The 25872-nt window shown below is 38.7% G+C and carries 26 protein-coding genes and 1 pseudogene; 23 read left to right on the top strand and 4 right to left on the bottom strand.

Annotated elements, in window-relative coordinates; translation table 11 throughout:
• Window positions 1–142: 142 nt before the first annotated feature.
• On the bottom strand, window positions 143–283 hold the full coding sequence (locus BIV60_RS03950) for a sporulation histidine kinase inhibitor Sda (protein ID WP_071354412.1): 141 nt from the start codon (window positions 281–283) through the stop codon (window positions 143–145).
• Window positions 284–680: 397 nt separating this feature from the next.
• On the opposite strand from BIV60_RS03950, the gene BIV60_RS03945 reads away from it, so the two are divergent.
• The 8 genes from BIV60_RS03945 to BIV60_RS03910 are packed head-to-tail and all read left to right on the top strand — an operon-like array spanning window position 681 to window position 5703.
• Complete coding sequence (locus BIV60_RS03945) at window positions 681–1196, top strand: YqeG family HAD IIIA-type phosphatase (RefSeq protein ID WP_071354411.1); 516 nt, start codon at window positions 681–683, stop codon at window positions 1194–1196.
• Between the two features lie 3 nt (window positions 1197–1199).
• On the top strand, window positions 1200–2306 hold the full coding sequence (gene yqeH / locus BIV60_RS03940) for a ribosome biogenesis GTPase YqeH (RefSeq protein ID WP_071354410.1): 1107 nt from the start codon (window positions 1200–1202) through the stop codon (window positions 2304–2306).
• A 22-nt stretch (window positions 2307–2328) separates the two neighbouring features.
• Window positions 2329–3177 (top strand): shikimate dehydrogenase, encoded by an 849-nt coding sequence (gene aroE, locus BIV60_RS03935; protein WP_071354409.1) that lies wholly within the window; start codon window positions 2329–2331, stop codon window positions 3175–3177.
• On the top strand, window positions 3164–3454 hold the full coding sequence (gene yhbY, locus BIV60_RS03930) for a ribosome assembly RNA-binding protein YhbY (protein WP_071354408.1): 291 nt from the start codon (window positions 3164–3166) through the stop codon (window positions 3452–3454). The genes aroE and yhbY overlap by 14 nt, the downstream gene beginning before the upstream one ends.
• Window positions 3455–3477: 23 nt before the next feature.
• Window positions 3478–4050 (top strand): nicotinate-nucleotide adenylyltransferase, encoded by a 573-nt coding sequence (locus BIV60_RS03925; protein ID WP_071354407.1) that lies wholly within the window; start codon window positions 3478–3480, stop codon window positions 4048–4050.
• The gene (gene yqeK, locus BIV60_RS03920; protein ID WP_071354406.1) at window positions 4037–4603 is read left to right on the top strand and encodes a bis(5'-nucleosyl)-tetraphosphatase (symmetrical) YqeK; all 567 of its coding nucleotides are present in this window, start codon (window positions 4037–4039) and stop codon (window positions 4601–4603) included. The genes BIV60_RS03925 and yqeK overlap by 14 nt, the downstream gene beginning before the upstream one ends.
• A 3-nt stretch (window positions 4604–4606) precedes the next feature.
• A complete protein-coding gene (gene rsfS, locus BIV60_RS03915; RefSeq protein WP_071354405.1) occupies window positions 4607–4963 on the top strand; it encodes a ribosome silencing factor in 357 nt (118 codons plus the stop codon).
• Window positions 4960–5703, top strand: coding sequence for a class I SAM-dependent DNA methyltransferase (locus tag BIV60_RS03910; protein ID WP_071354404.1), 744 nt, complete (start codon window positions 4960–4962; stop codon window positions 5701–5703). The genes rsfS and BIV60_RS03910 overlap by 4 nt, the downstream gene beginning before the upstream one ends.
• Before the next feature lie 163 nt (window positions 5704–5866).
• Here BIV60_RS03910 and comER read toward each other — a convergent pair whose 3' ends face one another.
• Window positions 5867–6691, bottom strand: coding sequence for a late competence protein ComER (gene comER / locus BIV60_RS03905; protein ID WP_071354403.1), 825 nt, complete (start codon window positions 6689–6691; stop codon window positions 5867–5869).
• An 87-nt stretch (window positions 6692–6778) separates the two neighbouring features.
• Between comER and BIV60_RS03900 the strand changes: the two genes are divergently transcribed.
• The 3 genes and pseudogenes from BIV60_RS03900 to BIV60_RS03890 all read left to right on the top strand — a co-directional run bounded on the left by BIV60_RS03900 (window position 6779) and on the right by BIV60_RS03890 (window position 10516).
• Complete coding sequence (locus tag BIV60_RS03900; RefSeq protein WP_071354402.1) at window positions 6779–7432, top strand: helix-hairpin-helix domain-containing protein; 654 nt, start codon at window positions 6779–6781, stop codon at window positions 7430–7432.
• Window positions 7433–7666: 234 nt separating this feature from the next.
• Window positions 7667–8107 (top strand): annotated as a pseudogene (locus BIV60_RS03895) (ComE operon protein 2); the annotation flags it as partial.
• A gap of 81 nt (window positions 8108–8188) precedes the next feature.
• Window positions 8189–10516 (top strand): DNA internalization-related competence protein ComEC/Rec2, encoded by a 2328-nt coding sequence (locus tag BIV60_RS03890; protein WP_071354400.1) that lies wholly within the window; start codon window positions 8189–8191, stop codon window positions 10514–10516.
• A gap of 91 nt (window positions 10517–10607) precedes the next feature.
• Here the strand turns inward: BIV60_RS03890 and BIV60_RS03885 are convergent, their stop codons facing one another.
• Entirely contained in the window at window positions 10608–10742 is a 135-nt protein-coding gene (locus BIV60_RS03885; protein WP_026572391.1) for a YqzM family protein, read from the bottom strand.
• Window positions 10743–11087: 345 nt separating this feature from the next.
• Here BIV60_RS03885 and holA point away from each other — a divergent pair, with 345 nt between their 5' ends.
• Window positions 11088–12104: a DNA polymerase III subunit delta gene (gene holA, locus BIV60_RS03880; protein WP_071354399.1), complete on the top strand. Its 1017-nt coding sequence runs from the start codon at window positions 11088–11090 to the stop codon at window positions 12102–12104.
• Window positions 12105–12150: 46 nt separating this feature from the next.
• Here the strand turns inward: holA and rpsT are convergent, their stop codons facing one another.
• Entirely contained in the window at window positions 12151–12411 is a 261-nt protein-coding gene (rpsT, locus tag BIV60_RS03875) for a 30S ribosomal protein S20 (RefSeq protein WP_071354398.1), read from the bottom strand.
• Between the two features lie 193 nt (window positions 12412–12604).
• Between rpsT and gpr the strand changes: the two genes are divergently transcribed.
• From gpr to mtaB, 11 genes are all read left to right on the top strand, one after another.
• Window positions 12605–13732, top strand: a complete 1128-nt coding sequence (gpr, locus tag BIV60_RS03870; RefSeq protein ID WP_071354397.1) for a GPR endopeptidase — start codon at window positions 12605–12607, stop codon at window positions 13730–13732.
• Between the two features lie 111 nt (window positions 13733–13843).
• A complete protein-coding gene (locus tag BIV60_RS03865; RefSeq protein WP_071354396.1) occupies window positions 13844–14170 on the top strand; it encodes a DUF3679 domain-containing protein in 327 nt (108 codons plus the stop codon).
• 116 nt (window positions 14171–14286) lie between these two features.
• Window positions 14287–16122, top strand: a complete 1836-nt coding sequence (gene lepA / locus BIV60_RS03860; RefSeq protein ID WP_071354395.1) for a translation elongation factor 4 — start codon at window positions 14287–14289, stop codon at window positions 16120–16122.
• A gap of 76 nt (window positions 16123–16198) precedes the next feature.
• Entirely contained in the window at window positions 16199–17338 is a 1140-nt protein-coding gene (gene hemW, locus BIV60_RS03855; protein WP_071354394.1) for a radical SAM family heme chaperone HemW, read from the top strand.
• 101 nt (window positions 17339–17439) lie between these two features.
• Complete coding sequence (gene hrcA, locus BIV60_RS03850; protein WP_071354393.1) at window positions 17440–18471, top strand: heat-inducible transcriptional repressor HrcA; 1032 nt, start codon at window positions 17440–17442, stop codon at window positions 18469–18471.
• A 283-nt stretch (window positions 18472–18754) separates the two neighbouring features.
• Complete coding sequence (grpE, locus tag BIV60_RS03845) at window positions 18755–19354, top strand: nucleotide exchange factor GrpE (RefSeq protein WP_083402083.1); 600 nt, start codon at window positions 18755–18757, stop codon at window positions 19352–19354.
• Window positions 19355–19384: 30 nt separating this feature from the next.
• A complete protein-coding gene (gene dnaK, locus BIV60_RS03840) occupies window positions 19385–21217 on the top strand; it encodes a molecular chaperone DnaK (protein ID WP_071354392.1) in 1833 nt (610 codons plus the stop codon).
• Window positions 21218–21399: 182 nt separating this feature from the next.
• Window positions 21400–22524: a molecular chaperone DnaJ gene (dnaJ, locus tag BIV60_RS03835; RefSeq protein ID WP_071354391.1), complete on the top strand. Its 1125-nt coding sequence runs from the start codon at window positions 21400–21402 to the stop codon at window positions 22522–22524.
• A gap of 17 nt (window positions 22525–22541) precedes the next feature.
• Window positions 22542–23483 (top strand): 50S ribosomal protein L11 methyltransferase, encoded by a 942-nt coding sequence (gene prmA / locus BIV60_RS03830; RefSeq protein ID WP_071354390.1) that lies wholly within the window; start codon window positions 22542–22544, stop codon window positions 23481–23483.
• A 108-nt stretch (window positions 23484–23591) separates the two neighbouring features.
• Window positions 23592–24341 (top strand): 16S rRNA (uracil(1498)-N(3))-methyltransferase, encoded by a 750-nt coding sequence (locus BIV60_RS03825; RefSeq protein WP_071354389.1) that lies wholly within the window; start codon window positions 23592–23594, stop codon window positions 24339–24341.
• 6 nt (window positions 24342–24347) lie between these two features.
• The gene (gene mtaB, locus BIV60_RS03820; RefSeq protein WP_071354388.1) at window positions 24348–25718 is read left to right on the top strand and encodes a tRNA (N(6)-L-threonylcarbamoyladenosine(37)-C(2))-methylthiotransferase MtaB; all 1371 of its coding nucleotides are present in this window, start codon (window positions 24348–24350) and stop codon (window positions 25716–25718) included.
• Window positions 25719–25872 lie beyond the last annotated feature (154 nt).

The raw sequence follows: 25872 nt of genomic DNA, 5'->3' as shown, positions 1-25872 counted from the left end.
GCCGAAAGATTGTTCTTTAACCTTTTGGACGGATTGGCTTGTGACCTCGAGGGGCAGGACGCTTGCGCTGGACAATTCTCGAAGCCGAATTTTCTTTTTTATCCAAAGAAAAAAGCCCTAAAACGGGCATATTCAAAATTTTTTAAGATGAAATTTTAATTTTATGAAATAGGGAGCGACGGTGAATTTCCCTTTCAATTAGGTGAATGAAGTCAGCACTTAAATTTAATTCTCTTGCTTTAAAATAGGATTCAATCAATAATTCATCTGAAAGTTTGCGCATCTTTAGAATTCACCTCCAATTAAACAATAGTTCTAAATAAGTTCTAAATAGAAAAAAACAAACATATAATGTAGATTCGTTTGGTGTAACCTAAATCTACCAAATATATTAAATTAGAACAACCGTTCCAGTTATCCACATAAAAGGGTGGATAACTTGTGATTAGTTTGTTTATAAATTTTCAAAATCTGGATAATTCAATGGGTATAATGTTAATAATGTTATCCACACAAGCTCTAAAGAGAGGATTTTGTCGAAAAATATTTTTAAATAAATAATATACTTTGAAACAAAGGGTAAAATTGGTTATGATGATACAAGGAAAAGTGGAAGCACTTTAGTAGTGACTCCCTTTAAGTCAGTTCTCAAAGTCCTAAGTTAATGAGGTGTAAGCTTCGTGTTAAAGCAATTTTTACCAGATGAACATGTGAAAAGCATTCTGGATATAAATCCTGAGGAATTAAAAAGAAGAGGAATAAAGGGAATTATTACGGATTTAGATAATACTCTTGTTGAGTGGGACCGTCCCAATGCAACTCCTCAATTAATTTCCTGGTTTGATGAAATAAAAAAACATAATATTCTTGTCACGATTGTTTCGAATAATAATGAGGACCGGGTAAAGGCATTTTCAGACCCGTTAGAGATTCCATTTATATTTCGGGCCCGTAAACCGATGGGGCCTGCCTTCGAAAAGGCGATTTCCCAAATGAGAATTAAAAAGGAAGAAGCCGTCGTGATCGGGGATCAACTTTTAACAGATGTACTGGGCGGAAATCGGAGCGGATTGTATACGATTCTGGTTGTGCCTGTAGCGCAAACCGATGGGTTTTTTACAAAATTCAACCGTTTTGCCGAACGAAGAATTATGAATTGGTTTCGTAAAAGAGGATTAATTCAATGGGAGGACTAATGTGTGAGTGAACAGCAAAATATTTGCATGGGCTGCGGTGTAAAGGTTCAGACCGAAAATCCAAGCGAATTAGGTTATGCACCGAAAGCAGCATTAGATAAAGAAATTTTGATTTGTCAAAGATGTTTTCGATTAAAGCATTATAATGAAGTTCAGGATGTCAGCTTGACGGATGATGACTTTTTAAAAATATTAAATGGACTCGGCCAGACAGATGCATTGATTGTCATGCTGGTTGATATCTTTGATTTTAATGGAAGCTGGCTTCCTGGTTTACACCGCTTTGTTGGAAATAATAAGGTATTACTTGTTGGAAATAAAGTGGATTTATTGCCAAAGTCGGTAAAGCATCATAAATTAATTAATTGGATGAAACATGAATCGAGGGAACTTGGTTTAAGACCAGAGGATATTCTTCTTGTTAGTGCTGCTAAGGGGCATTATATTAAAGAGGCAGCAGCCGTGATCGATGAAATGCGCAGGGGCAAGGATGTATACGTTGTGGGTTGTACCAATGTTGGTAAATCTACCTTTATTAACCGAATCATTAAAGAGGTGACCGGTGAGGAAGATGTCATCACAACATCGCATTTCCCGGGAACAACTTTGGATATCATTCAAATCCCGCTTGATGATGGGAAATCATTGATTGACACACCTGGAATTATCAATCATCATCAAATGGCTCATTTTGTTGATAAGCGGGATTTAAAAGTGATTACACCGAAAAAAGAAATCAAGCCCAAGGTTTTTCAATTAAATGAAGGACAAACGTTATTTTTTGGCGGGCTGGCAAGGTTTGATTATATCAGCGGCGGCAGAAAATCTCTAGTATGTTACGTCTCCAATGAATTAAATATTCACCGGACAAGGACAGAAAATGCTGCTGACTTATATCAAAAACATGTTGGGGAAATGTTAACTCCGCCAAGACAGGAGCAGCTGGATTCATTTCCAGAGCTTGTAAAGCAGGAATTTATGATAAAAGAAGGAAAAACAGATGTGGTCTTCTCAGGCCTTGGTTGGGTCACTGTAAACGAACCGGGTGCAACTATTGTCGCATACGTACCAAAAGGTGTACAAACCCTATTAAGGAAATCATTAATATAAAAGAGAGATAGGGGAGAAACAGGTGAAAAAGCTTTTTGCAGTTTTGGGAGATCCAATTGGGCACTCGATGTCTCCAGTTATGCATAATGACTTATTTTCTTTTTATAACATTGATGCGCACTATCTCCCTTTTCATGTCAAACCGGATAATTTGGGACATGCTGTGAGAGGATTAAAGGCAATCGGTGCCGGGGGCTTTAATGTTACCATCCCGCATAAAAGTGCGATTATCCCTTTTTTAGATCAGGTGGATGAACTGGCCCTCCAAATTGGAGCAGTGAATACCGTTGTCAATGTAGATGGGAAATTTGTCGGGTATAATACAGATGGACTTGGATTTTTAAAAGGATTGACAGATATTGGTCTACACATCTCAGAAAGTAGAGTTTTAATAATCGGAGCTGGCGGTGCAGCACGGGCCATTTATTTTGCGATTGCGAAAAATCTGCCAAAAGCCGTGGATTTAACCAATCGGACGGTAGAGAAGGCTGCAAATTTGATAAAAGATTGTCCATTCCCGGTTTCGTCAAAGGCGATTTCGTTAACGGAGGCAGCTGAAAAAATTGGAGAATATGATTTAATTATTCAAACAACCATGAGCGGTATGTCTCCAAATCTTAATGAGCAGCCGTTAAGTCTGGAAAATCTTCATGGACAGGCACTTGTATGTGATATTATATACAACCCGCTTGAAACGAAGTTTTTACAAGAGGCTAAACAAAAAGATGCCAAGATTCAAAATGGAATAGAGATGTTTGTGTATCAGGGAGCACTTGCATTTGAAAAATGGACAGGTATTTTCCCTGATGTTAAACGAATGAGAGAGAATGTTTTACAACAGCTGGGAGGCACTTCAAATGTTAACAGGTAAACAAAAAAGGTTTTTACGGTCAAAAGCCCACCACCTTGATCCAATTTTCCAGGTAGGTAAAGGCGGTGTAAATGAAAATATGATCAAACAAATTTCGAATGCTTTAGAAGCAAGAGAATTATTTAAAGTCAGCATTTTGCAAAATTGTGAAGAAGATAAGAATGTCGTTGCTGAGCAGATTGCAGAAGGAACAGGGGCAGAAATTGTTCAAATTATCGGTAATACCATTGTCCTTTATAAGGAATCCGTCGAAAAGAAGCAAATCATACTACCATAAGTGAAACAAGGGAGGCGCTTTTCATGAAGAAGGTTGGAATATTGGGAGGAACATTTGATCCGCCGCATTATGGACATCTCATAATTGCAAATGAGGTCCTTTCCGCACTTCATCTTGATGAGATTTGGTTTATGCCGAATCAAGAGCCTCCTCATAAGCAGAAAACACAATCAATCGAAAATCATGACCGAATCAAAATGCTTAATCTCGCCCTTGAGGATAACAGCGCTTTTAAAATTGAAACGATTGAACTTGAACGAACGGGTCCTTCCTATACGGTGGAAACGATGAAACTCTTAAATTTACGGGACCCCGACCATCAGTTTTTCTTTATCATCGGTGCAGACATGATTGAATATTTACCGAAATGGAATAAAATAGATGAACTGATTGAACTGGTAGAGTTTGTTGGTGTTGAAAGACCGAACTATAGTCATTTAACAAAGTATCCAATCCAATATGTTGATGTACCAGCTGTCGATGTTTCATCAAGTATGATTCGGGAGCGCTTGAAGAAGGGCAGTTCGATTCGCTATTTATTGCCTGACTCGGTAATTCGTTATATTGAGGAGAAACAGTTATATGGAACGAAATGAAGCACTTAAAATTGTAAAGGAACAATTGACAGATCATCGTTATCAACATACGCTAGGGGTTATGGAAACCGCGATTGTTCTGGCAAAACAGTATGGTGCAGATGAAAAAAAAGCAGAATTGGCTGCAATTTTTCATGATTATGCAAAATTTCGCCCTAAAGAAGAAATGAAAGCAATTATTGGTACCAAAGGATTTCCAGCAGATCTTTTAGAATATAATACGGAGCTGTGGCATGCGCCAGCAGGAGCGTATTTAGCGGAAACAGAAGCGGGAATCACTGATAAAGAAGTCTTGTCAGCCATTCGCTATCATACTTCCGGAAGACCTGGAATGTCATTACTAGAGAAGGTAATCTATTTAGCGGATTATATTGAACCAGGAAGGCATTTTCCTGGAGTTGAGGAAGTTAGGGAGATGGCAAAAGAGAATTTGGATAAGGCTCTAATCAAATCGATTCAGAATACCATCATCTTTTTACTGAAAAAAAATCAACCGATATATCCTGAAACGTTTCAAACCTATAATGATCTTGTTAATAAACTGGAGGATTGATGGATGAACAATCAAGAATTACTTAAAATTGCAGTTAAAGCTGCCGATGATAAAAGAGCTGAAGAAATTATTGCCTTAAATATGAAAGGGATTTCCTTAATTGCTGACTATTTTATTATTTGTCATGGGAATTCTGATAAGCAAGTGCAGGCCATTGCCAAAGAAATGAAGGAAAAGGCTGAGGAGCATGGCTATGAGGTGAGAAGAATAGAAGGCTTTGATGAGGCAAGATGGGTCTTGATAGATCTAGGCGATGTTGTTGCCCATGTATTCCATCGTGAAGAGCGCAGCTATTATAATTTGGAACGGTTATGGGGTGATGCACCGCTGGAAGATGTACTTAGTGAGTTAAATTCATGAGTTACGAACAATTTGCCTATCTTTACGATGAACTGATGAAGGATGCTCCTTATGATGAGTGGGTCCAATTTGTTAAAGATAGGTTGAAGGAATACCCGGAAAAAAATATTCGTTTCCTTGATTTGGCTTGCGGAACAGGGGAATTGTCCATCCGCTTCGCAAAGGAAGGGTTTGATATTACAGGGGTCGATTTATCAGAGGATATGCTTTCGGTTGCCCAGTCAAAGGCTGTAGAAGAGGGGATATCCATTCCATTTTACCAGCAGGATATGACTAAATTAGAAGGCCTTGGTCAATTCGATTGTATTGGCATCTTTTGTGACTCGCTTAATTACCTGAAAATAGAGCAGGATGTTATTCAAACCTTTTTGGCTGTTCATCAACACTTGAAACCCGGTGGATTATTCATTTTCGATGTTCATTCACTTCACAAAATATCACAAATATTTTTGAATCAAACCTTCACATTAATTGATGAACATCTATCTTATATTTGGAATAGCTTTCCGGGTGAATTTCCACATAGTGTGGAGCATGAGCTCAGTTTCTTTGTCTTAGATGAAAAAATGGGAATGTATGACCGTTTTGATGAGCTTCATTTTCAGCGCACATATCCAGTGGATGACTATAAAAGATGGCTATCACAAGCTGGTTTCAAAGAGATTGAAATATGTGCTGACTTTGAAAATATAGCTCCAACTCCGCAATCGGAAAGAATCTTTTTTATCTCGGTTAAATAAGAAAAGCGTAAGCGCCATGGTCAGCCCGACAGCTGCTTGCGGCCCAGCCGCTGAAGCTGGACAATTCTAGAAGTCGGATTTTATACTTTCTTATCTCAAAATAAAAGCCATCTTTTTTTAAAAAGATGGCTTTTTAAAGAGGAAATTGTCTTTTTATGGCGAATTAATGATTGTAGAACTGCAGCCCTACCTTCTCAAGATCTTCATCAAACTTCGCGTGTGTGGCTTGAAATAAATGCTCGAAGATATCACCTATTTCTTTTTCCAGTACCTTGATTCCCTCACCTGTTATGCCGCCCTTTACACAAACCTTTTCTTGTAATGATGGTAATGTATAATGACCTTGTTTAATTAGCTCGCCCAAACCGACAATCATTTCACTAGCAAGAACGGTTGCCGTATCCTCGTCTATCTCCGTTTCTTTTACTGCAGCTAAAACAAAGCGTTGGAGCAGGTAGCTAAAAAATGCAGGGCCACAGCTGACGATATCGGAGGCAACTCTTGTTATTTTTTCATCGATGAACACCGGAACAGAAACCTTCGTAAATAGATCCTCCACTTTTTTCTTCCAATCATTATTACAATGGTCTCCATAGGTTATTAATGAAACTCCGGACAGCGCCCGATTGGTAATACTCGGAATCACCCGGACTGCTGAACACGTAACCTTCTGTTCTATTTGGATGGTACTTATAGGGCTTGTTATCGAAATCACGCATTTGTCTTCATTTAAATAGGGATTGATTTCTTCGAGAATTTTGTAGACATCGAGTGGCTTTACACAAATAAACACGAGATCGGATTCAGCTGCAACCTCTACCGCATTATTCCCAACCTTTAATTTTTTATATTTATCTTTAAGCAACATCGCTTTTGATTTTGTTCTATTTGTGATCAACATTGAAGAAGGGGAAATGGCTTTTCCATCGATTAAAGCCTCCACCAAAATCCTCCCCATATTTCCGGTACCGATGAAACCTATATTCATTGTTCCGACCCTCCTTCGCATACGAGTTTCTCTTTTAACAATATGAAAATCATTAGCGAAATATACCTTTAGAAAGGATGGTTTCTGATGAGAGATTGGTTTTCGAAACATAAACTCTTTATTGTTGTTGCAGTAATCATTGCCACTTTTGGGATTTATTATTTTTTTATTTATCATGAAACCCCTGGCCCAATCGCCGCACCTCAAATGAGTGACATCAAAGGTGAGCTTCAAGAAAAGACAACGGCCAAGGAAACAGAAAAAGCAGCAAAGGAAGAACAGACAATAAAAACGATCATGGTTGATGTTAAAGGTCAAATTAAGCACCCTGGAGTATATCCTGCAAGGCAAGGAGAACGGGTGATTGACCTCATTGAACGTGCCGGCGGATTAGCGAACAAGGCGGATGCAAGTCAAGTAAACTTTGCTGAGCATGTTCAAGACGAAATGGTGATATATATTCCTGCGAAAGGGGAGACAGAACCTTCTGCACCCGGTATTGCAACAAATAGTACATCCGGGTCATCCGGCAGCACTTCTGGCAACGCAAAGGTGGATTTAAATAAAGCGGATGTTAACCAATTACAAACACTACCTGGTGTTGGTCCTGCCAAAGCAGCTGCGATTATTGATTATCGAGAAACAACCGGGGCATTTAAAACAGTAGAGGATTTAAAGAATATCAGTGGAATTGGTGATAAAACTTTTGAAAAATTAAAGGATTTGGTAGTAGTTCACTGACCTCTTTATACACTAGAATTTATTAATTTCTTTGAGAATTGTCCAGCTCCAGGCGCCATCGGCTCTAGGTCACAAGCCAATCCGTCCAAAAGGTTAAAAAGCAACCTTTCGGCCGGCTCGTCTTGTGCTTGTCGCCGATAGGCGGGCGCCTTGCGCTTTTCTTAATTTGACCAAATGAAATTTCCCCATTACACTTAAATCAGTGAATTTTAAGAAATTTTGGGGGACTTTAGCATGGAGAGAATTTCGTGGGATCAATATTTTATGGCGCAGAGTCATTTGCTTGCATTAAGAAGTACGTGCACCCGCCTTATGGTTGGGGCAACGATTGTAAGAGATAAACGGATTATTGCCGGTGGTTACAATGGTTCAATTACGGGAGGTGACCATTGTATCGACAAGGGATGCTATGTCATCGATAATCACTGTGTAAGGACGATTCACGCTGAAATGAATGCATTGCTTCAGTGTGCTAAATTCGGTGTTCCGACTGATAGTGCAGAAATTTATGTCACGCATTTTCCTTGCCTGCAATGCTGCAAGTCCATTATTCAAGCAGGCATTAAAACGGTTTATTATGCGGAAGACTATAAAAATCATCCTTATGCAATCGAACTTTTTCAACAAGCAAATGTTCACGTCGAAAAAGTAGAATTAAAGGAAAGAAGTATTGATTTTAGTATATTAAATCAATAGATAAATTACGCCGGCATCTCACCCGGCGTTCCTTTCCTTAATTCAGGAATGGAGAAATTTATGAAAGGAAAATATGTATATTTTGCTATTTCCGCCATACTCGGTGTTTTATCTTCACTTATTATGTTTGTGCCATTTTTCATGACAGCAGTTATTTTCATTTTTCTGATCCATACATATAAAAAGTATTCTTCTACTCATTTACTCCTTTTAATTGGTTGTTTTCTGCTATTTTTCCTCTCTGCAAGAAATGCCAAAATAGATAACCAAACAATCATACCAGCAACCACAAATATTTTTTACATTGAATACTTGGATGAAACGAAAATTGATGGAGATTTATTGCAAGTAGTGGTAAAGGAAAAAAACTATAAAGAAAAACTCTTGCTCCGTTATCGGTTTCATTCAGAGGCTGAAAAGGAAACGATAAAAAAAATAAATTTTTATGGGAAGGTATGCAAAGTTTCCGGGGAACTATCGAAACCTTCCATAGCAAAAAATCCCAATGCATTTAACTACCGTGAGTATTTAACAATCAAAAAAATTTATTGGATTGTTGAAGTCGGGAGTAACCCTTTGCAAGCTTGTATCCCTCAAAAAAAGTCACCGCTTATTTTCATTAAACAGCTCCGGTTTTTAGGCATCCACTACCTTGATACTCATTTTCCACCTAAAATTGCCTCACTTTCAGCTGCGTTAATCTTTGGAGATCGTAGCCTGATTGATCCTGAGTTGTTAGCCAATTATCAAAAAACGGGAATTGTGCACCTGCTCGCCATATCCGGTTTACATGTTTCGCTTTTAATTGGAATGGTATATTATCTCGGGATTCGAAGCGGTTTTACAAGGCAATTTATGACTCGTTTGCTCCTTTTTTTACTGCCGATTTACGCCATTTTAACAGGCGGTTCCCCGTCTGTTATCCGCTCCGTTTTAATGATTTTTCTCATACTCTTAACGGTAACATGGAAATCGAAATTAAAACTTCTCCCAATTGATTCAATCAGCCTTGCCATTATTCTCTATTTACTTTTTAACCCGATGGTCATTTTTGATATTGGCTTCCAGCTATCATTTACCGTAAGTTTCGCTATTATTATTTCAGCACAAATCATCCTCAAGCAATATGAAAATAGCTTAGCGATAATGCTTGCAACATCCATTATTGCTCAGTTTGCTGCTCTACCCTTATTGCTCTACCATTATTTTGGGGCTTCATTGATCAGTATTGCAGCGAACATGCTGTACATCCCTTTATTTTCATTTGTCTTTATGCCGGGATTATATGTGTTATTTTTTATTCAAATTATTTTTCAAGCAACTCCTGCAATCCTGATTACTTTTTTCATAAAAATCATAACGCTTTCCAATCAACTCATCGGTTATCTATCAAATTTCTCTATTGCTCTTATTGTTCCTGGAAGGCCGGGAATTCTTTTCCTTATTATTTATATTGCAGTCATCCTTGTTGTATTTTTAGTATGGGAGAGTCCTCCTTATTATAAGAAGATACTCCATATTGTTTTATTAACTGGATTTATGATGAGTTTTCAAACAGGATGGAATTGGATTAATCCGGTTGGAGAGGTGACGATGATTGACGTCGGACAAGGTGATAGCATTTTCATCCATCTCCCATTTGGGAAAGGAAATTATCTGATTGATACAGGTGGGACTGTATCCTTTTTGCAAGAAAATTGGAGAAAGAGGAAACGTCCCCATGAAGTTGGGAGGGATGTCGTTGTCCCATTTTTAAAAGGAAAAGGAATTACCAAAATTGATAAACTTATTTTGACCCATGGCGACATGGACCATATTGGCGGCACATTTTCGATTTTAAAGGAAATAAAGGTTGAACAAATTTTAATGCCTTCTGTAAAAGAACCATCTGAAACCGAATTGGAAATCATCCATGAAGCAAAGAGGAAAGGGATTTCAGTTATTAAGGTTTCAAAAGATATGCAGTGGAAAAATGGGGAGCATCTATTTTATGTTCTATCACCGGAAAAGAACTTTGTTGGCGAGCGGAACAGCGGATCTGTTACCATTTTCGCTAAAATTGGCGGCCTTACTTGGTTTTTTGGCGGTGACCTTGACAAAGAAGGAGAGGAAAGAGTAATTCGCGATTATCCAAAATTGACTGTTGATATTTTAAAAGCTGGTCATCATGGAAGTAAAACATCCAGTGGGGAAGCTTTTATTCAGCAAATTAAACCAAAGGTGGCACTCATTTCGGCAGGTGAAAAAAATCGATTTGGTCACCCGCATAAAGAGACTATGGAAATTTTAAAAAAATATCATGTATTGATTTATCGAACGGATCACCAAGGAGCGATTACCTACCATTTTTATCATGGACATGGAACCTTTACGACCTTTCTGCCATAGGATAAATCATATTTCAAATAAATAATAAAAACAGCAAAGAGACTGCAATACCCTGCAGTCTCCGAAAAAAAGGCAGTATGTAGCTAATTTATTAGGATCCAATTAACTTAATGACTGTTGCAATAATAAACATAATGGCAAAAAAACCAAATGAAACCCCAAAGCCTACTCCAGAATCAATTGCATCGTTTCGTTTACTTTGAACATCTTTTTCAAATTCATTCACAGTCTACCCCTCCTATTTCAACATATAGTATATGATATTTAGCTAAAAAAATCCAGCTTACTTGGAAAGTTAACCCTACAGTCTAAAGGTTATGAAATTTAGCAATTTGCTTTCCTTAACTGACAAGAGTTAACACAAATAGTTTGTCCTGTTCCGTTCAAAATAACATTACAAAAGAAATTCCGCCGCGCAAATAATAGATCCTAGGGCTAAAATTGCAGGCGTTCAATATAGATCGGGAATTGGCACTTGTCAAAAAAGCTGCCAATTCCCTTTAACTACTTGTCAAATTGTCCAAGCTTCTTTACGATAGGAATGGAGATATTTTTCGGGGAGCGTAAAGACATGGTATTGGATATTTGGAAAAAAATAAAAAAAGGGGATATTGCTCCCGTTTATTTATTGTATGGGACAGAGGCATTTTTGATTAACGAAACAAAGCAGTTGTTACTAAGCCAGCTATTACATGAGGATGAGAAGGATTTTAATCACACTGCCTATGATTTAGAGGAAACGCCGATAGAAGTCGCAATAGAAGATGCCGAGACTTTTCCTTTTTTAGGTGAGAAAAAAGTAATTTTTCTACATAATCCCCAATTTTTAACATCAGAAAAAACAAAAGAAAAGATTGATCATAATTTGACCCGGTTTGAAGCATACATAAAGGAACCGGCTCCCTATACGGTGATGGTCATTTCTGCACCATATGATAAACTGGATGAACGGAAAAAGATTACAAAGGAATTGAAAAGAACGGCAGCTGTTGTTGAGGCCAAAAAATTAAATGAAAATGAATTAAAATCATGGGTGAAAGAACGGGCAAAAGGGTATGGAATTGAGATTGAACCTGGTGCCCTTGAACGATTACTGACACTTGCCGGTACTAATATGTTCATGCTGACAAGTGAAATTGATAAACTCGCCTTATACGCCCAAGATGAAAAAATTATTCAAACCCATTTAGTCGAAAAACTCGTATCAAGAACAATCGAACAAAATATTTTTACCTTAATCGAAAAAGTAGTGGCCCGAAGATTGGATGAAGCTTTAAGGATTTATTTTGATTTATTAAAACAAAATGAAGAGCCGATTAAAATTTTGGCTTTACTTTCCGGACAATTTCGTTTGATTTATCAGGTAAAGGAGCTTTCGAGAAGAGGATATGGACAGCAGCAAATTGCCGGCTACCTAAAGACGCATCCCTTCAGAGTTAAATTGGCTTTAGGGCAGGCGGACAAATTTACCGATGAGGAATTAACGAACCTAATGAACCTGCTTGCTGAAGCAGACTACCAAATGAAGACCGGCGGGATGAATAAATCCTTATTAATTGAAATGTTACTTTTTCGCATGAAAAAGTAGACGAATAAAAAAACGATTCCAAAGTGGAATCGTTTTTTTTAGTTAATTATAGAGCGTTCGCTTTTTTAGCAAGGCGAGATTTTTTACGAGCAGCAGCATTCTTATGGATAAGACCTTTTGCAGCAGCCTTGTCTAATTTACTTGCAGCAGCAACGAAAGCTTCTTTAGCAGTAGCAGCATCGTTAGTTGTAACAGCAGCTTCTACTTTTTTCACAGCCGTACGCATTGCAGATTTCGCAGTTGTATTTTGAGCGTTACGAGCTTCGCTTGTTTTCACACGCTTAATAGCAGATTTAATGTTAGGCATTACATTCACCTCCTAAAGAGAATCGAGACTATATGAACTCGACTTTAACATTCATTCACAATTATTCAGAACAAGAGATATTTTATCAAACGATAGCTTATATTGCAATACTAGAATTATCGCTTGCATGTTTTTACGTAAAAGGGGAAAAAATAGGAAATAGACTGAAATTTTTGGATGGAGGTTGTCTACTATGAAAGAAGAATCAATTGATCTTAGTAAATACTCGATTCGTACAGACCTGGCCATTGAAGCGAGGGAGATGGTACTTGCCGGACGGGGGGACTCTGTTGAGCAGGAGGAAGATTTATCTCAAATTGAAGGCGTCACAATAAAAGAAAAAGATGTTGATGATATAAAAATTTCTTTAGTAGAAGTTACCAAAGAGGGAGAAAAACAATTAGGAAAAAAAGCAGGAAGGTATTTAACCGTTGAGGTACAGGGAATCCGAACACAAGATACAGAGCTGCAAAAGAAGGTAGGAGAAATTTTTGCACATGAATTCGGCCATTTTTTAGAAGGGTCAGGTATTAAAAAAACCGACTCCTGTCTTGTGGTGGGACTGGGGAATTGGAATGTAACCCCTGATGCGCTTGGACCAATGGTTTGCGAGAACCTGTTGGTGACAAGACATTTATTTCAACTCCAGCCTGAAAATGTGGAGGAGGGATATCGCTCTGTCAGTGCACTAGCACCGGGAGTAATGGGATTAACGGGAATAGAGACAAGCGACATCATTTTTGGATTAGTAGAAAAAACTAAACCCGATTTTGTCATTGCCATCGATGCATTGGCATCCAGGTCAATTGAACGCGTAAATTCGACGATTCAAATTTCTGATACTGGGATCCATCCTGGCTCAGGAGTCGGCAATAAAAGAAAGGAATTAAGTAAAGAAAGTTTAGGAATTCCTGTTTTTGCAATTGGAGTGCCAACTGTTGTTGATGCGGTTTCGATAACGAGTGATACGATTGATTTTATCCTTAAACATTTTGGGAAAGAAATGAAAGAAGGAAATCGTCCTTCCAGGGCGCTTGCACCTGCAGGTATGAGTTTTGGGGAAAAAAGGAAGCTGACAGAAGAAGATTTACCGGAAGAAAAGCATCGAAAAACTTTTTTGGGAATTGTTGGTACTTTAGACGATGAGGAGAAAAGAAAGTTAATCTACGAGGTTTTATCGCCAATCGGCCATAATTTGATGGTTACCCCTAAGGAAGTAGATGTTTTTATTGAAGACATGGCGAATTTAATTGCCAATGGTTTGAATGCTTCGCTCCACGGGGCAGTCAATCAGGAAAATGCCGGATATTATACGAGGTAATTTCAATTCCTGGTTCCTTTTTCTATGGGAACCATTTTACTGCTAGTTCTATTAACTCTAGCAGAGACATACTAGTTACTAGATATAAATTAGAAGAAAGGAAGCAGCTGTATGAAACTATTTATGCTTAAAAGCGTAGGGATTGCAGCATTAATGTTTATTTCTGTTTTGGCAGGAATGCAGCTTGCAAATGGTGGGATTCATAAAATGAAGGGTTATGATGATCCGAATTTTCAAAAGACTGTTGCGATAAATGATAAAGGCAATGACTTGCATGCCTCGTTGTTGGGAAACCAAATTACAAGCCATGATATTGAAGCGAAAAAGAAAAAGCTGGAGGAGATGAATGCGTTTAATTTATTTTCTTCTATGGGGAAAAAAATGTCCGATGGAATTTCCAGCGCATCGAAAAAATTAGTAGAGAGCATTTCTAAATAATTCTTTTACAAGAATTAAGGCCGATTTTCTCTCCTACTTTCTGATTGAATCTTGATTATCCTACTGTTATAATCAAAAATAGTGTACATGTGCGAGTATAGTAGGAGTGAACGACCATGAACAGAGAAGACAAGCTCAAACGACAATCAAAGATAAGAAATTTTTCAATTATTGCCCATATTGACCATGGGAAATCGACATTAGCAGACCGTATTCTAGAAAAAACGAATGCATTATCCTCCCGCGAAATGAAAGACCAGCTTTTGGATTCAATGGATCTGGAACGCGAACGCGGAATCACCATAAAGTTAAACGCTGTACAATTAAAATACAAAGCACAAGATGGAGAAGAATATATTTTCCATTTAATTGATACACCGGGACACGTCGACTTTACCTATGAGGTATCCAGAAGCCTTGCCGCCTGTGAAGGGGCAGTCTTAGTCGTTGATGCTGCCCAGGGAATTGAAGCACAGACACTAGCAAACGTTTATCTTGCTTTGGATAACAACCTTGAAATTTTACCTGTTATTAACAAAATTGACCTGCCAAGCGCTGAACCGGAACGAGTTCGCAATGAAATTGAAGAAGTCATTGGTTTAGATGCTTCTGAGGCTGTATTGGCTTCGGCTAAAGCGGGGATTGGAATTGAAGAAATCCTCGAGCAAGTGGTGAAAACCGTACCTGCACCAACAGGTGATCCTGAGGCACCATTAAAAGCCTTGATTTTTGATTCCCTTTATGATGCATACCGCGGTGTAGTCGCTTATATTCGTGTTGTAGAAGGTTCTGTCAAGGTTGGCGATAAAATTAAAATGATGGCTACCGGAAAAGAATTTGAAGTAAACGAAGTAGGTGTGTTTACTCCAAAGTCTACGTTGCTTGACGAATTGACTGTTGGTGATGTTGGCTTTTTAACGGCATCTATTAAAAATGTTGGCGATACCCGTGTCGGGGATACTATCACCAATGCAAAAAAGGGCGCTGTCGAGCCGCTGCCTGGTTACCGAAAGCTAAATCCAATGGTGTATTGCGGACTATATCCAATCGATACAGCCAAATTTAATGACTTAAGGGAAGCACTTGAAAAGCTTCAATTAAACGATTCTGCCCTTCAATTCGAACCTGAAACCTCGCAGGCACTTGGTTTTGGCTTCCGCTGCGGCTTTTTAGGACTTCTTCATATGGAAATCATTCAGGAACGAATTGAACGGGAATTTAAAATTGATTTAATTACAACCGCACCAAGCGTAATTTATCATGTTCATATGACGGATGGAACACAACTAAATGTAGACAATCCATCCAATATGCCAGATCCGCAAAAAATTGATCGAGTCGAGGAGCCGTACGTAAAAGCAACGATGATGGCTCCAAACGATTATGTTGGTGCCATTATGGAGCTTTGTCAGTTAAAACGTGGAATTTTCGTTGATATGCAATATCAGGGAGAAAACCGGGTCAGCATTATTTATGAAATTCCTTTGGCCGAGATTGTTTACGATTTCTTTGATCAATTGAAATCTAGCACTAGGGGCTATGCATCTTTTGATTATGAACTGATTGGGTATAAACCATCCAGTCTTGTAAAAATGGACATCCTGTTAAATACAGAGAAAGTCGATGCATTAAGCTTTATTGTCCATAAGGATTTTGCTTATGAGCGCGGGAAAGTCATTGTAGAAAAGCTGAAAGAGTTAATACCAAGACAACAATTTGAAGTGCCGATTCAAGCGGCAATTGGTCAAAAAATTGTTGCCCGCTCAACGATTAAAGCAATGCGTAAAAATGTCTTGGCAAAATGTTACGGCGGGGACATTTCCCGTAAGCGCAAGTTATTAGAGAAACAAAAAGAAGGTAAAAAACGCATGAAGCAAGTTGGATCCGTCGAAGTACCGCAGGAAGCCTTTATGGCGGTATTAAAAATGGACGACAACAACACAAAAAAATAAATGAACGGGAGGTTAGGATCTGTCTGATAACAGGCAAATCTAACCTCTTTTTGTTACTGAAATAGAAGGTGAATAGATGATTAATGCGGCTTATCTTCATATCCCATTTTGTGAGCATATCTGCCATTATTGCGATTTTAATAAAGTGTTTTTAAAAGGCCAGCCTGTGGATGATTATCTGGCAGCACTTAATAAAGAAATGCTTTTAACTCTTCAACAATTTCCTACTAAACATGTTGAAACTATATTTGTGGGCGGTGGTACGCCCACCTCATTAAATGAGCAGCAGCTTTACCGTTTTTGTGAAAATATAAATCAAAACCTGCCAAAGAGGGAAAATATCGAGTTCACGTTTGAAGCCAATCCGGGGGATTTATCAAAGGGGAAATTACAAATATTAAAGGATGCAGGGGTTAACCGTATCAGCCTTGGTGTCCAAACTTTTAATAATGAGCTGTTAAAAAAAATCGGCAGGGTCCATCAGGCAAAAGATGTTTTTCACTCGGTGGAGAATGCCAAAAAAGTTGGTTTTGAGAATATTAGCATTGACCTGATTTTTAGTCTGCCGACACAGACCGTTGAGGATTTAAAGGAAACATTAGAGATTGCGTTTTCCTTGGATATCCCCCATTATTCCGCCTATTCCTTAATCATTGAGCCAAAGACGGTTTTTTATAACTTGTTAAAGAAAGGCAAGCTGCCGACTCCCGGCGAAGATACGGAAGCTGCCATGTATGAGTTAATGATGGAAGAAATGGATAAACATGGTTTTAAGCAATATGAAATCAGTAATTTTTCAAAACCAGGTTATGAGAGCAGGCATAATCTTACCTATTGGAATAATGACTATTATTATGGCTTTGGTGCAGGTGCACATAGCTATGTTAATGGGGTCAGGCGTTCCAATATCGGACCTTTGAAAAAATATATCGAACAAATTAATATTGGTAAGCTTCCCTACTTTGATGAACATCCTGTATCGATGGCTGAACAAATGGAAGAAGAAATGTTCTTAGGTTTACGGAAAACGGAAGGGATTTCCATTTCGGAATTTATTTCTAAGTTTGAAAAAAATCCGCTTGAATTGTTTGAGGAAGAAATTAAAGATTTAACGCATAAAAAGTGGTTGGAAATTAGAGATGATTATATCTTTTTATCCAAAGAGGGGCGTTTTTTAGGAAATGAGGTCTTTCAATCTTTCCTTGGAGTAGTATAACATCTTTTCAGGTACAAATGATTGACACCTTTCCGCCTTTTTGATAATTTATTAGTAGAATTAGCACTCGACAGTTATGAGTGCTAACAGAGGTGATGCATGTGTTAACAGATCGTCAATTATTGATACTTAAGGTGATTGTTGATGACTTTACCCGCTCTGCACAACCTGTTGGCTCTAGAAGTTTGTCGAAAAAAGAAGAAATTTCGTTTAGCTCGGCAACGATTCGAAATGAAATGGCTGACCTTGAGGATCTGGGCTTTTTAGAAAAGACTCATACCTCATCAGGCCGCGTTCCATCGGAAAAAGGTTATCGATATTATGTCGACCATTTGCTCTCGCCTCAAGAGCTAAATCAACATGATGTTTCGATTATTCAATCGATTTTTGCGGAACGAATTTTTGAGTTTGAAAAAATTATTCAAAAATCGGCGAAAATCTTGTCTGAATTAACGAATTATACGTCAATTGTCCTTGGGCCGGCTGCGAGTATTAATAAGCTTAAAAAGATTCAAATTATCCCATTAAATAAAGAAACTGCTGTAGCCATTTTTGTTACAGATACAGGGCACGTTGAAAATCGTACTTTTTATTTACCTCCTAATGTGGACGCAGGTGATTTAGAAAAAACCGTTAACATTTTAAATGAACGGCTGACAAGTGTTCCACTTGAGGAGTTATCTGGTAAAATTTATAAAGAAGTTGCCCTTTTGCTTAAACAGCATATTCATAATTATGATTTTATGATGAAGACCATCATGGAGTCTTTGAAAATGCCAGTCAATGAAAAGCTGTTCTTAGGTGGCAAAACCAATATCTTAAGTCAGCCTGAATTTCACGATCTATCTAAAATACGCAGTTTACTGACCATGATTGATCAAGAGGATTGGTTATATAATTTAATCAGAAATGAATCTGAGGGATTAAATGTTAAAATCGGGCGGGAAAATGAGAATAGCGCAATGGAAAATTGCAGCCTGATTACGGCTACTTATTCTGTAGGGGCTGAAAAATTAGGGACGATAGCCATCCTTGGCCCAACACGGATGGAATACTCACGGGTTATCAGTTTACTTCAGTTACTAAGTAAGGATTTAAGTTCTGTCCTTACAAAACTGTATCAAAACAAATAGCACTGGTAATATTGAGTAAGGGTGAAATGAAGATATTTCGCCCCTCTTATCATGAATTTGCTATTTTAATAAATGGCTGTGTTAAAGGTCATTGTTGATTTTTAGCTATGTTGATTGGAGCGGAAGGCGCGAAGACTCCTGCGGGAGTATGGGGCAGGGGAGACCCCGCAGGAGCGTAGCGACGAGGAGGCTCCCCTGACCGCTCGCGCCTGGAGCGGAAATCAACAGCCAAATTTAACGCAGCCTAATAAATAAAATTAATGCTTTAAGGGAGGTGAGTAAGTTGTCGAACGAGAAACAAAATACAATCAATGAAGAAATGGCTGAACAGGCTCAAGAAGTAAATGAAAAGGTGGAACTTACTGAGGAAAATCCAGCCGAGGCTGTGTTTGCTGAAGAAGAAACCACAGAAGAAACAAATGTTCAGGACCTTTTAAAGGACATAGAAGAATTGAAAAACAAATTAGATGAAGCTGATAATCGTTATCTAAGACTTCAAGCTGATTTTGATAATTTCCGCCGTCGTTCCAGATTGGATCAGGAAGCGAGCGAAAAATATAGAGCACAAAAGCTAGTTACAGATTTATTGCCTGCACTGGATAATTTCGAAAGAGCCATGAAAGTAGAAGTGGACAATGAACAGACAAAGTCCCTGCTTCAAGGAATGGAAATGGTATACCGTGGTATTCTTGACGCTTTGAAAAAAGAAGGCTTAGAACCAATTGAAGCAGTTGAAAAAGAATTTGATCCACATATGCATCAGGCTGTGATGCAGGAATCGAATGAAAACTACGGTTCCAATATTATCATTGAGGAATTCCAAAAAGGCTATTTATTAAAAGACCGAGTGATTCGCCCGTCAATGGTTAAGGTGAATCAGTAAGCCTACATAATACTATAGGAGGAAAAGGCAATGAGTAAAATTATTGGTATTGACCTTGGTACGACAAACTCATGTGTTGCTGTACTTGAAGGCGGCGAGCCAAAAGTTATTCCAAATCCGGAAGGAAACCGTACAACTCCATCAGTTGTAGCATTTAAAAATGGTGAACGCCAAGTTGGTGAAGTGGCAAAACGCCAAGCAATTACAAACCCTAATACGATTATCTCTATAAAACGTCATATGGGTACAACTCATAAAGTGGATGTGGAAGGAAAGAGTTATACTCCTCAAGAACTTTCAGCAATCATCCTTCAATATTTAAAATCTTACGCAGAAGATTATCTTGGCGAACCGGTCACGAAAGCAGTTATTACTGTTCCTGCATATTTTAATGATGCTGAACGCCAAGCAACAAAGGATGCTGGGAAAATTGCCGGTCTTGAAGTTGAACGTATTATCAACGAACCAACAGCCGCTGCTTTAGCTTACGGATTAGATAAAACAGATCAAGACCAAACCATTCTTGTTTATGACCTTGGTGGCGGTACATTTGACGTTTCTATTCTTGAACTTGGAGACGGTGTATTTGAAGTAAAAGCAACGGCTGGTGATAATCGCCTTGGCGGTGACGATTTTGACCAAGTTATCATTGATTATCTGGTTGAACAATTCAAAAAAGAAAACGGAATTGATTTGTCTCAAGATAAAATGGCCCTGCAACGCTTAAAAGATGCTGCAGAAAAAGCGAAAAAGGACTTATCTGGTGTAACTTCAACGCAAATTTCCTTGCCATTTATTACAGCTGGTGCAGCAGGTCCGCTTCACTTAGAAGTAAACGTGACCAGAGCGAAATTTGAAGAATTATCAGCATCTCTTGTAGAGCGGACAATGGGACCTACTCGTCAGGCACTTAGTGATGCCGGCCTCACGCCTTCTGAGATTGATAAAGTGATTTTAGTTGGGGGTTCAACAAGAATTCCAGCTGTTCAGGAAGCGATTAAAAAAGCAACTGGTAAAGAGCCTCATCGTGGCGTTAACCCTGATGAAGTGGTTGCTATGGGTGCTGCAATTCAAGGCGGCGTTATTACTGGCGATGTAAAAGATGTTGTATTACTAGACGTTACTCCATTATCCTTAGGAATTGAAACGATGGGTGGAGTATTTACAAAATTAATCGAGCGCAATACAACGATTCCAACATCTAAATCTCAAGTGTTTTCAACTGCTGCCGATAATCAAACTGCTGTTGACATTCATGTTCTTCAAGGTGAGCGTCCAATGGCAGCAAATAATAAAACATTAGGCAGATTCCAGTTATCTGATATACCACCGGCACCACGTGGAATTCCGCAAATCGAAGTAACATTCGATATCGATAAAAACGGAATTGTAAATGTTCGCGCTAAAGATTTAGGCACAAATAAAGAACAGCAAATTACGATTAAATCTTCTACTGGTCTTTCTGATGAAGAAATTCAAAAAATGGTGAGAGAAGCAGAAGAAAACGCGGATGCGGATAAAACGCGCAAAGAAGAAGTAGAACTTCGGAATGAAGCGGACCAGCTTGTCTTTACAACGGAAAAAACGTTAAAAGATCTGGAAGGCAAAGTAGATGCAGCGGAAGTTGCAAAAGCGAATGATGCGAAGGATGCCTTAAAACAAGCCATCGAAAAAAATGATTTAGATGAAATTCGAAGCAAGAAAGATGCATTGCAAGAAATTGTTCAGGCTTTATCTGTTAAGCTTTATGAAGAAGCTGCCAAGCAAGCCCAATCACAACAAGGTGAACAAGGTGCGGGTGCAGGCGAAAAAGATGACAATGTTGTAGATGCAGAATTCGAAGAAGTTAAAGACGATAAATAAAAGAGAAAACGGAAGAACATAGCTGCTAAGCGAATGGGTTATTGTTGTTCATGATTAAAAGAAAAAGTCAAAGTCTCGCGGCTTTGACTTTTTCTTTGTGAATAACCAATTAATTTTTATTGATTTATTCTTTTAAAGAGTGTTAGAATAATCTTCATGTGAATGATTCGGGAGTGGTAATCATGAGTAAACGGGATTACTATGAGGTGCTCGGGCTCAGCAAGGGTGCTTCAAAGGATGAAATAAAAAAGGCTTACCGCAAGCTCTCTAAAAAATATCATCCAGATATTAATAAAGAGCCGGATGCAGCGGATAAATTTAAAGAAATTGCCGAAGCCTATGAAGTATTAAGTGATGATCAAAAAAAGGCGCACTATGATCAATTCGGTCATACGGATCCAAATCAAGGATTCGGCGGCGGAGCTGATTTCGGCGGCTTTGGCGGCTTTGAGGATATTTTCAATACATTTTTTGGTGGCGGCGGTTCGCGCAGACGCGATCCAAATGCACCAAGACAAGGTGCTGACCTTCAATATACAATGACAGTATCTTTTGAAGAAGCAGCATTTGGTAAGGAAACGGATATTGAAATTCCTCGTGAAGAAACATGCGAAACTTGTAACGGTTCAGGAGCAAAGCCGGGTACAAATCCGGAAACCTGTAACCATTGTCATGGATCAGGTCAGTTAAATGTTGAACAGAATACACCATTTGGCCGGATTGTGAATCGCCGAACTTGTCATTACTGTAACGGAACAGGGAAAGAAATAAAGCATAAGTGTTCTACCTGCGGCGGAACAGGGAAATTGAAAAAACGGAAGAAAATCCATGTGAAAATTCCTGCAGGAATCGATGATGGCCAACAATTAAGAATGGCCGGACAAGGAGAAGCAGGGATTAACGGAGGTCCGGCAGGAGATCTTTATGTTGTTTTCCATGTCCGTGATCATGAGTTTTTTGAAAGAGATGGCGATGACATTTATTGCGAAATGCCAATTACCTTTGTTCAAGCCACATTAGGGGATGAAATTGAAGTCCCTACCCTGCATGGCAAGGTTAAGCTAAAAGTGCCAGCAGGGACGCAAACGGGCACTCAGTTCCGCCTAAAAGGAAAAGGTGTACCAAACGTTCGTGGCTACGGTGTCGGTGATCAGCATATTATTGTCAAAATTGTTACTCCGACTAAGCTGAATGATAAACAAAAACAGCTTCTTCGCGAGTTTGCTGAAATAAGCGGAAATGCACCAATTGGTGAGCATGAAGAAAGCTTTTTCTCGAAAGTAAAACGTGCCTTTAAAGGTGAGTAAGGATTGGGGTTGGTAGTATGAAATGGTCTGAAATTAGTATTCATACAACAAATGAGGCAGTCGAACCGATTTCTCATATATTGCATGAGGCTGGAGCAAGTGGTGTAGTTATTGAGGATCCATTTGAGTTAACGAAGGAAAGGGAAGACCAATTCGGGGAAATCTACCAACTTAATCCTGATGATTACCCGGAGGAAGGGGTAATTGTTAAAGCCTATTTACCTGTAAATAGTTTTTTAGGGGAAACGGTCGATGCCATTAAGGATTCAATTAATAACTTAATTATTTATAATATTGATATTGGTCTTAACAAGGTGACCATCAGCGAAGTGAATGAAGAGGAATGGGCAACTGCCTGGAAGAAATATTATAATCCTGTAAAAATTTCTGAGAAATTCACGATTGTGCCAACATGGGAAATTTACAATCCGGTCAGCAGTGATGAGCTAATCATTGAATTGGACCCTGGAATGGCATTTGGAACAGGCACACACCCAACAACGGTTATGTGCATACAGGCGCTAGAAAGAGCCGTTAAGAGCGGTGACCGGGTAATTGATGTCGGTACGGGCTCCGGTGTATTAAGTATTGCAGCTGCCATGCTTGGTGCTGTTGATGTCAGGGCTTATGATTTAGATGAAGTAGCCGTTACCCAGGCTAAACTAAATATCAAGCTCAACAAGGTAAACGAAGTTGTCTCCATTTCGCAAAATAATTTGCTTGATGGTGTGGAAGAGAACGCGGCAGATGTTGTTGTCGCAAATATTTTAGCCGAAGTAATTTTAAGGTTTACCGACGACGTTGCAAAGGTTTTAAAACCGGATGGATATTTTATTGCATCAGGAATCATTCAGCAAAAGAAAGACCAAGTAAAAGATGCACTTGTTGCGTCGGGTTTTGATATCGTAGAAACGATTTTGATGGAAGATTGGGTTGCGCTTATTGCAAAAAGGGTATAATGTGTGAAAAAAGGGGCTCTGACTCCTTTTTTTATTTTAATGACTTTAATAATTAATATTTTTTTAGTAAAATAAAGAGTAAAATGTTTTTTAAAGAGGGTGCATCGTGTGCAACGCTACTTTGTTAAAGATCGAACAAATGGAAATCGGTTTTTGATTGGTTCTGAAGATCGACATCATATATTAAAGGTCATGCGCATGCATATTGGGGACCAAATTATTTGTGTTGACCCGCAAGGGAAAATGGCTGTATGTGAAATTGCAAAAATTACCGATGAACAAGTCGTTGCAGACGTTGTACAATGGAAAGAAGATCATTCGGAACTTCCAATTTCCATCACAATCGCCAGCGGATTGCCTAAAGGAGACAAGCTGGAATGGATTATTCAAAAGGGAACTGAACTTGGTGCCCATAAATTTTTGCCCTTTTCTGCTGCACGTTCAGTTGTGAAATGGGAAGAAAAAAAGGCAGCAAAAAAAATAGAGAGATGGCAAAAAATTGCCAAAGAAGCTGCGGAGCAATCCCATCGTGCTATTTTACCAGAAGTAATAAATCCAGTAAGTTTTAAAAATTTACTAGCAGAAAGCAAAAACTTTCATTATAAATTAGCTGCATATGAGGAAGAAAGCCGGAGCGGAGAAACTTCGATTTTCGCTTCAACCCTTCAAAAAATGAAAAGCGGCGAATCGCTTTTATTGGTTTTTGGACCTGAAGGTGGATTAACAGAAGAAGAGGTTCGGCTTTTAAAGGAAAATGAATTTGCACTTTGCGGATTAGGTCCGCGAATTTTACGAACGGAAACGGCGCCTTTATATGCACTTGGGGCGATTTCCTATCATTTTGAATTAATGAGGTGAGTTCTAATGGCAACAGTCGCGTTTCATACACTTGGATGTAAGGTCAATCATTATGAAACTGAGGCCATTTGGCAGTTGTTTAAACAAGAAAGTTACGAACGGGTCGATTTTGAAGCGATTTCGGATGTTTATGTGATAAATACATGTACGGTAACAAACACAGGGGATAAAAAAAGCCGGCAAGTAATAAGAAGAGCTGTAAGGAAAAATCCGGATGCCGTTATTTGTGTAACAGGATGCTATGCACAAACTTCCCCTGCTGAAATTATGGCCATTCCTGGGGTAGATATTGTGGTTGGAACACAGGATCGGATTAAAATGCTTGATTATATTGAGCAGTTTAAAAAAGAACGTCAGCCAATCAATGGTGTCGGGAATATTATGAAAAGTCGTGTATATGAGGAACTGGATGTACCTTCCTTCACAGACCGAACACGCGCTTCATTAAAAATTCAAGAAGGCTGTAATAATTTCTGTACCTTCTGTATTATTCCATGGGCACGCGGATTAATGAGATCACGTGATCCAAAGGAAGTCATTCATCAAGCGCAGCAGTTGGTGGATGCCGGTTATAAAGAAATCGTGCTCACTGGTATTCATACAGGCGGATATGGAGAAGACATGAAGGATTATAATCTTGCAGCGCTTCTTCACGATTTAGAAGCTAAGGTGAAGGGACTAAAACGTCTGCGGATTTCTTCGATTGAGGCAAGCCAAATTACCGACGAAGTGATTGAAGTCATTAAACACTCAAATATTATTGTCCGCCACTTGCATATTCCAATTCAATCCGGGTCAAATACAGTTTTGAAGCGGATGCGCCGAAAATATACGATGGAATTTTTCGCTGAAAGATTGGAGCGCTTGAAGGAAGTTCTGCCGGGTCTTGCGGTGACTTCTGACGTAATCGTTGGTTTCCCAGGTGAAACTGAGGAAGAATTTATGGAAACCTATAATTTTATTAAGGAACATAAATTCTCTGAACTTCATGTCTTCCCTTATTCTAAACGTACAGGCACTCCTGCTGCACGCATGGAAGACCAAGTTGATGAAGAAGTAAAAAATGAGCGGGTACATCGTCTAATTACTCTTTCCGATCAACTTGCGAAAGAATATGCTTCTCAATTTGAAAATGATGTTCTTGAAGTTATTCCGGAAGAGGAATATAAGGAAGAGTCAAATTCAGGATTATATGTTGGCTATACCGATAATTATTTAAAAGTTGTTCTTCCTGCAACAGAAGATATGGTTGGTAAAATTGTAAAAGTGAAAATTACCAAAGCCGGTTATCCTTATAACGAAGGTCAATTCGTTCGAGTTGTTGGGGATACACCAGTAAAAGAAGAATTGTTTATGGAAGAAGAAGCTGCCATTTAAGGACCCAATTTTCGGGTCCTTTTTTCTTAGAGAGGGATAACCTATATACAGCAGCAGATTTTTTTTACATGACTGTGTTAAACTTGTCTATTGATTTCCGCTCCAATCAAAAGGGTTAAAAAAATCAACATTGTCATTTAACACAGTCTTTTAC

Origin of the sequence: Bacillus sp. MUM 116 (assembly GCF_001866655.1) — a bacterium.
Taxonomy (GTDB): Bacteria; Bacillota; Bacilli; order Bacillales; family Cytobacillaceae; genus Neobacillus.
Note: the sequence above shows the minus strand (reverse complement) of the source record. Positions and strands in the feature narration are given on the sequence as shown.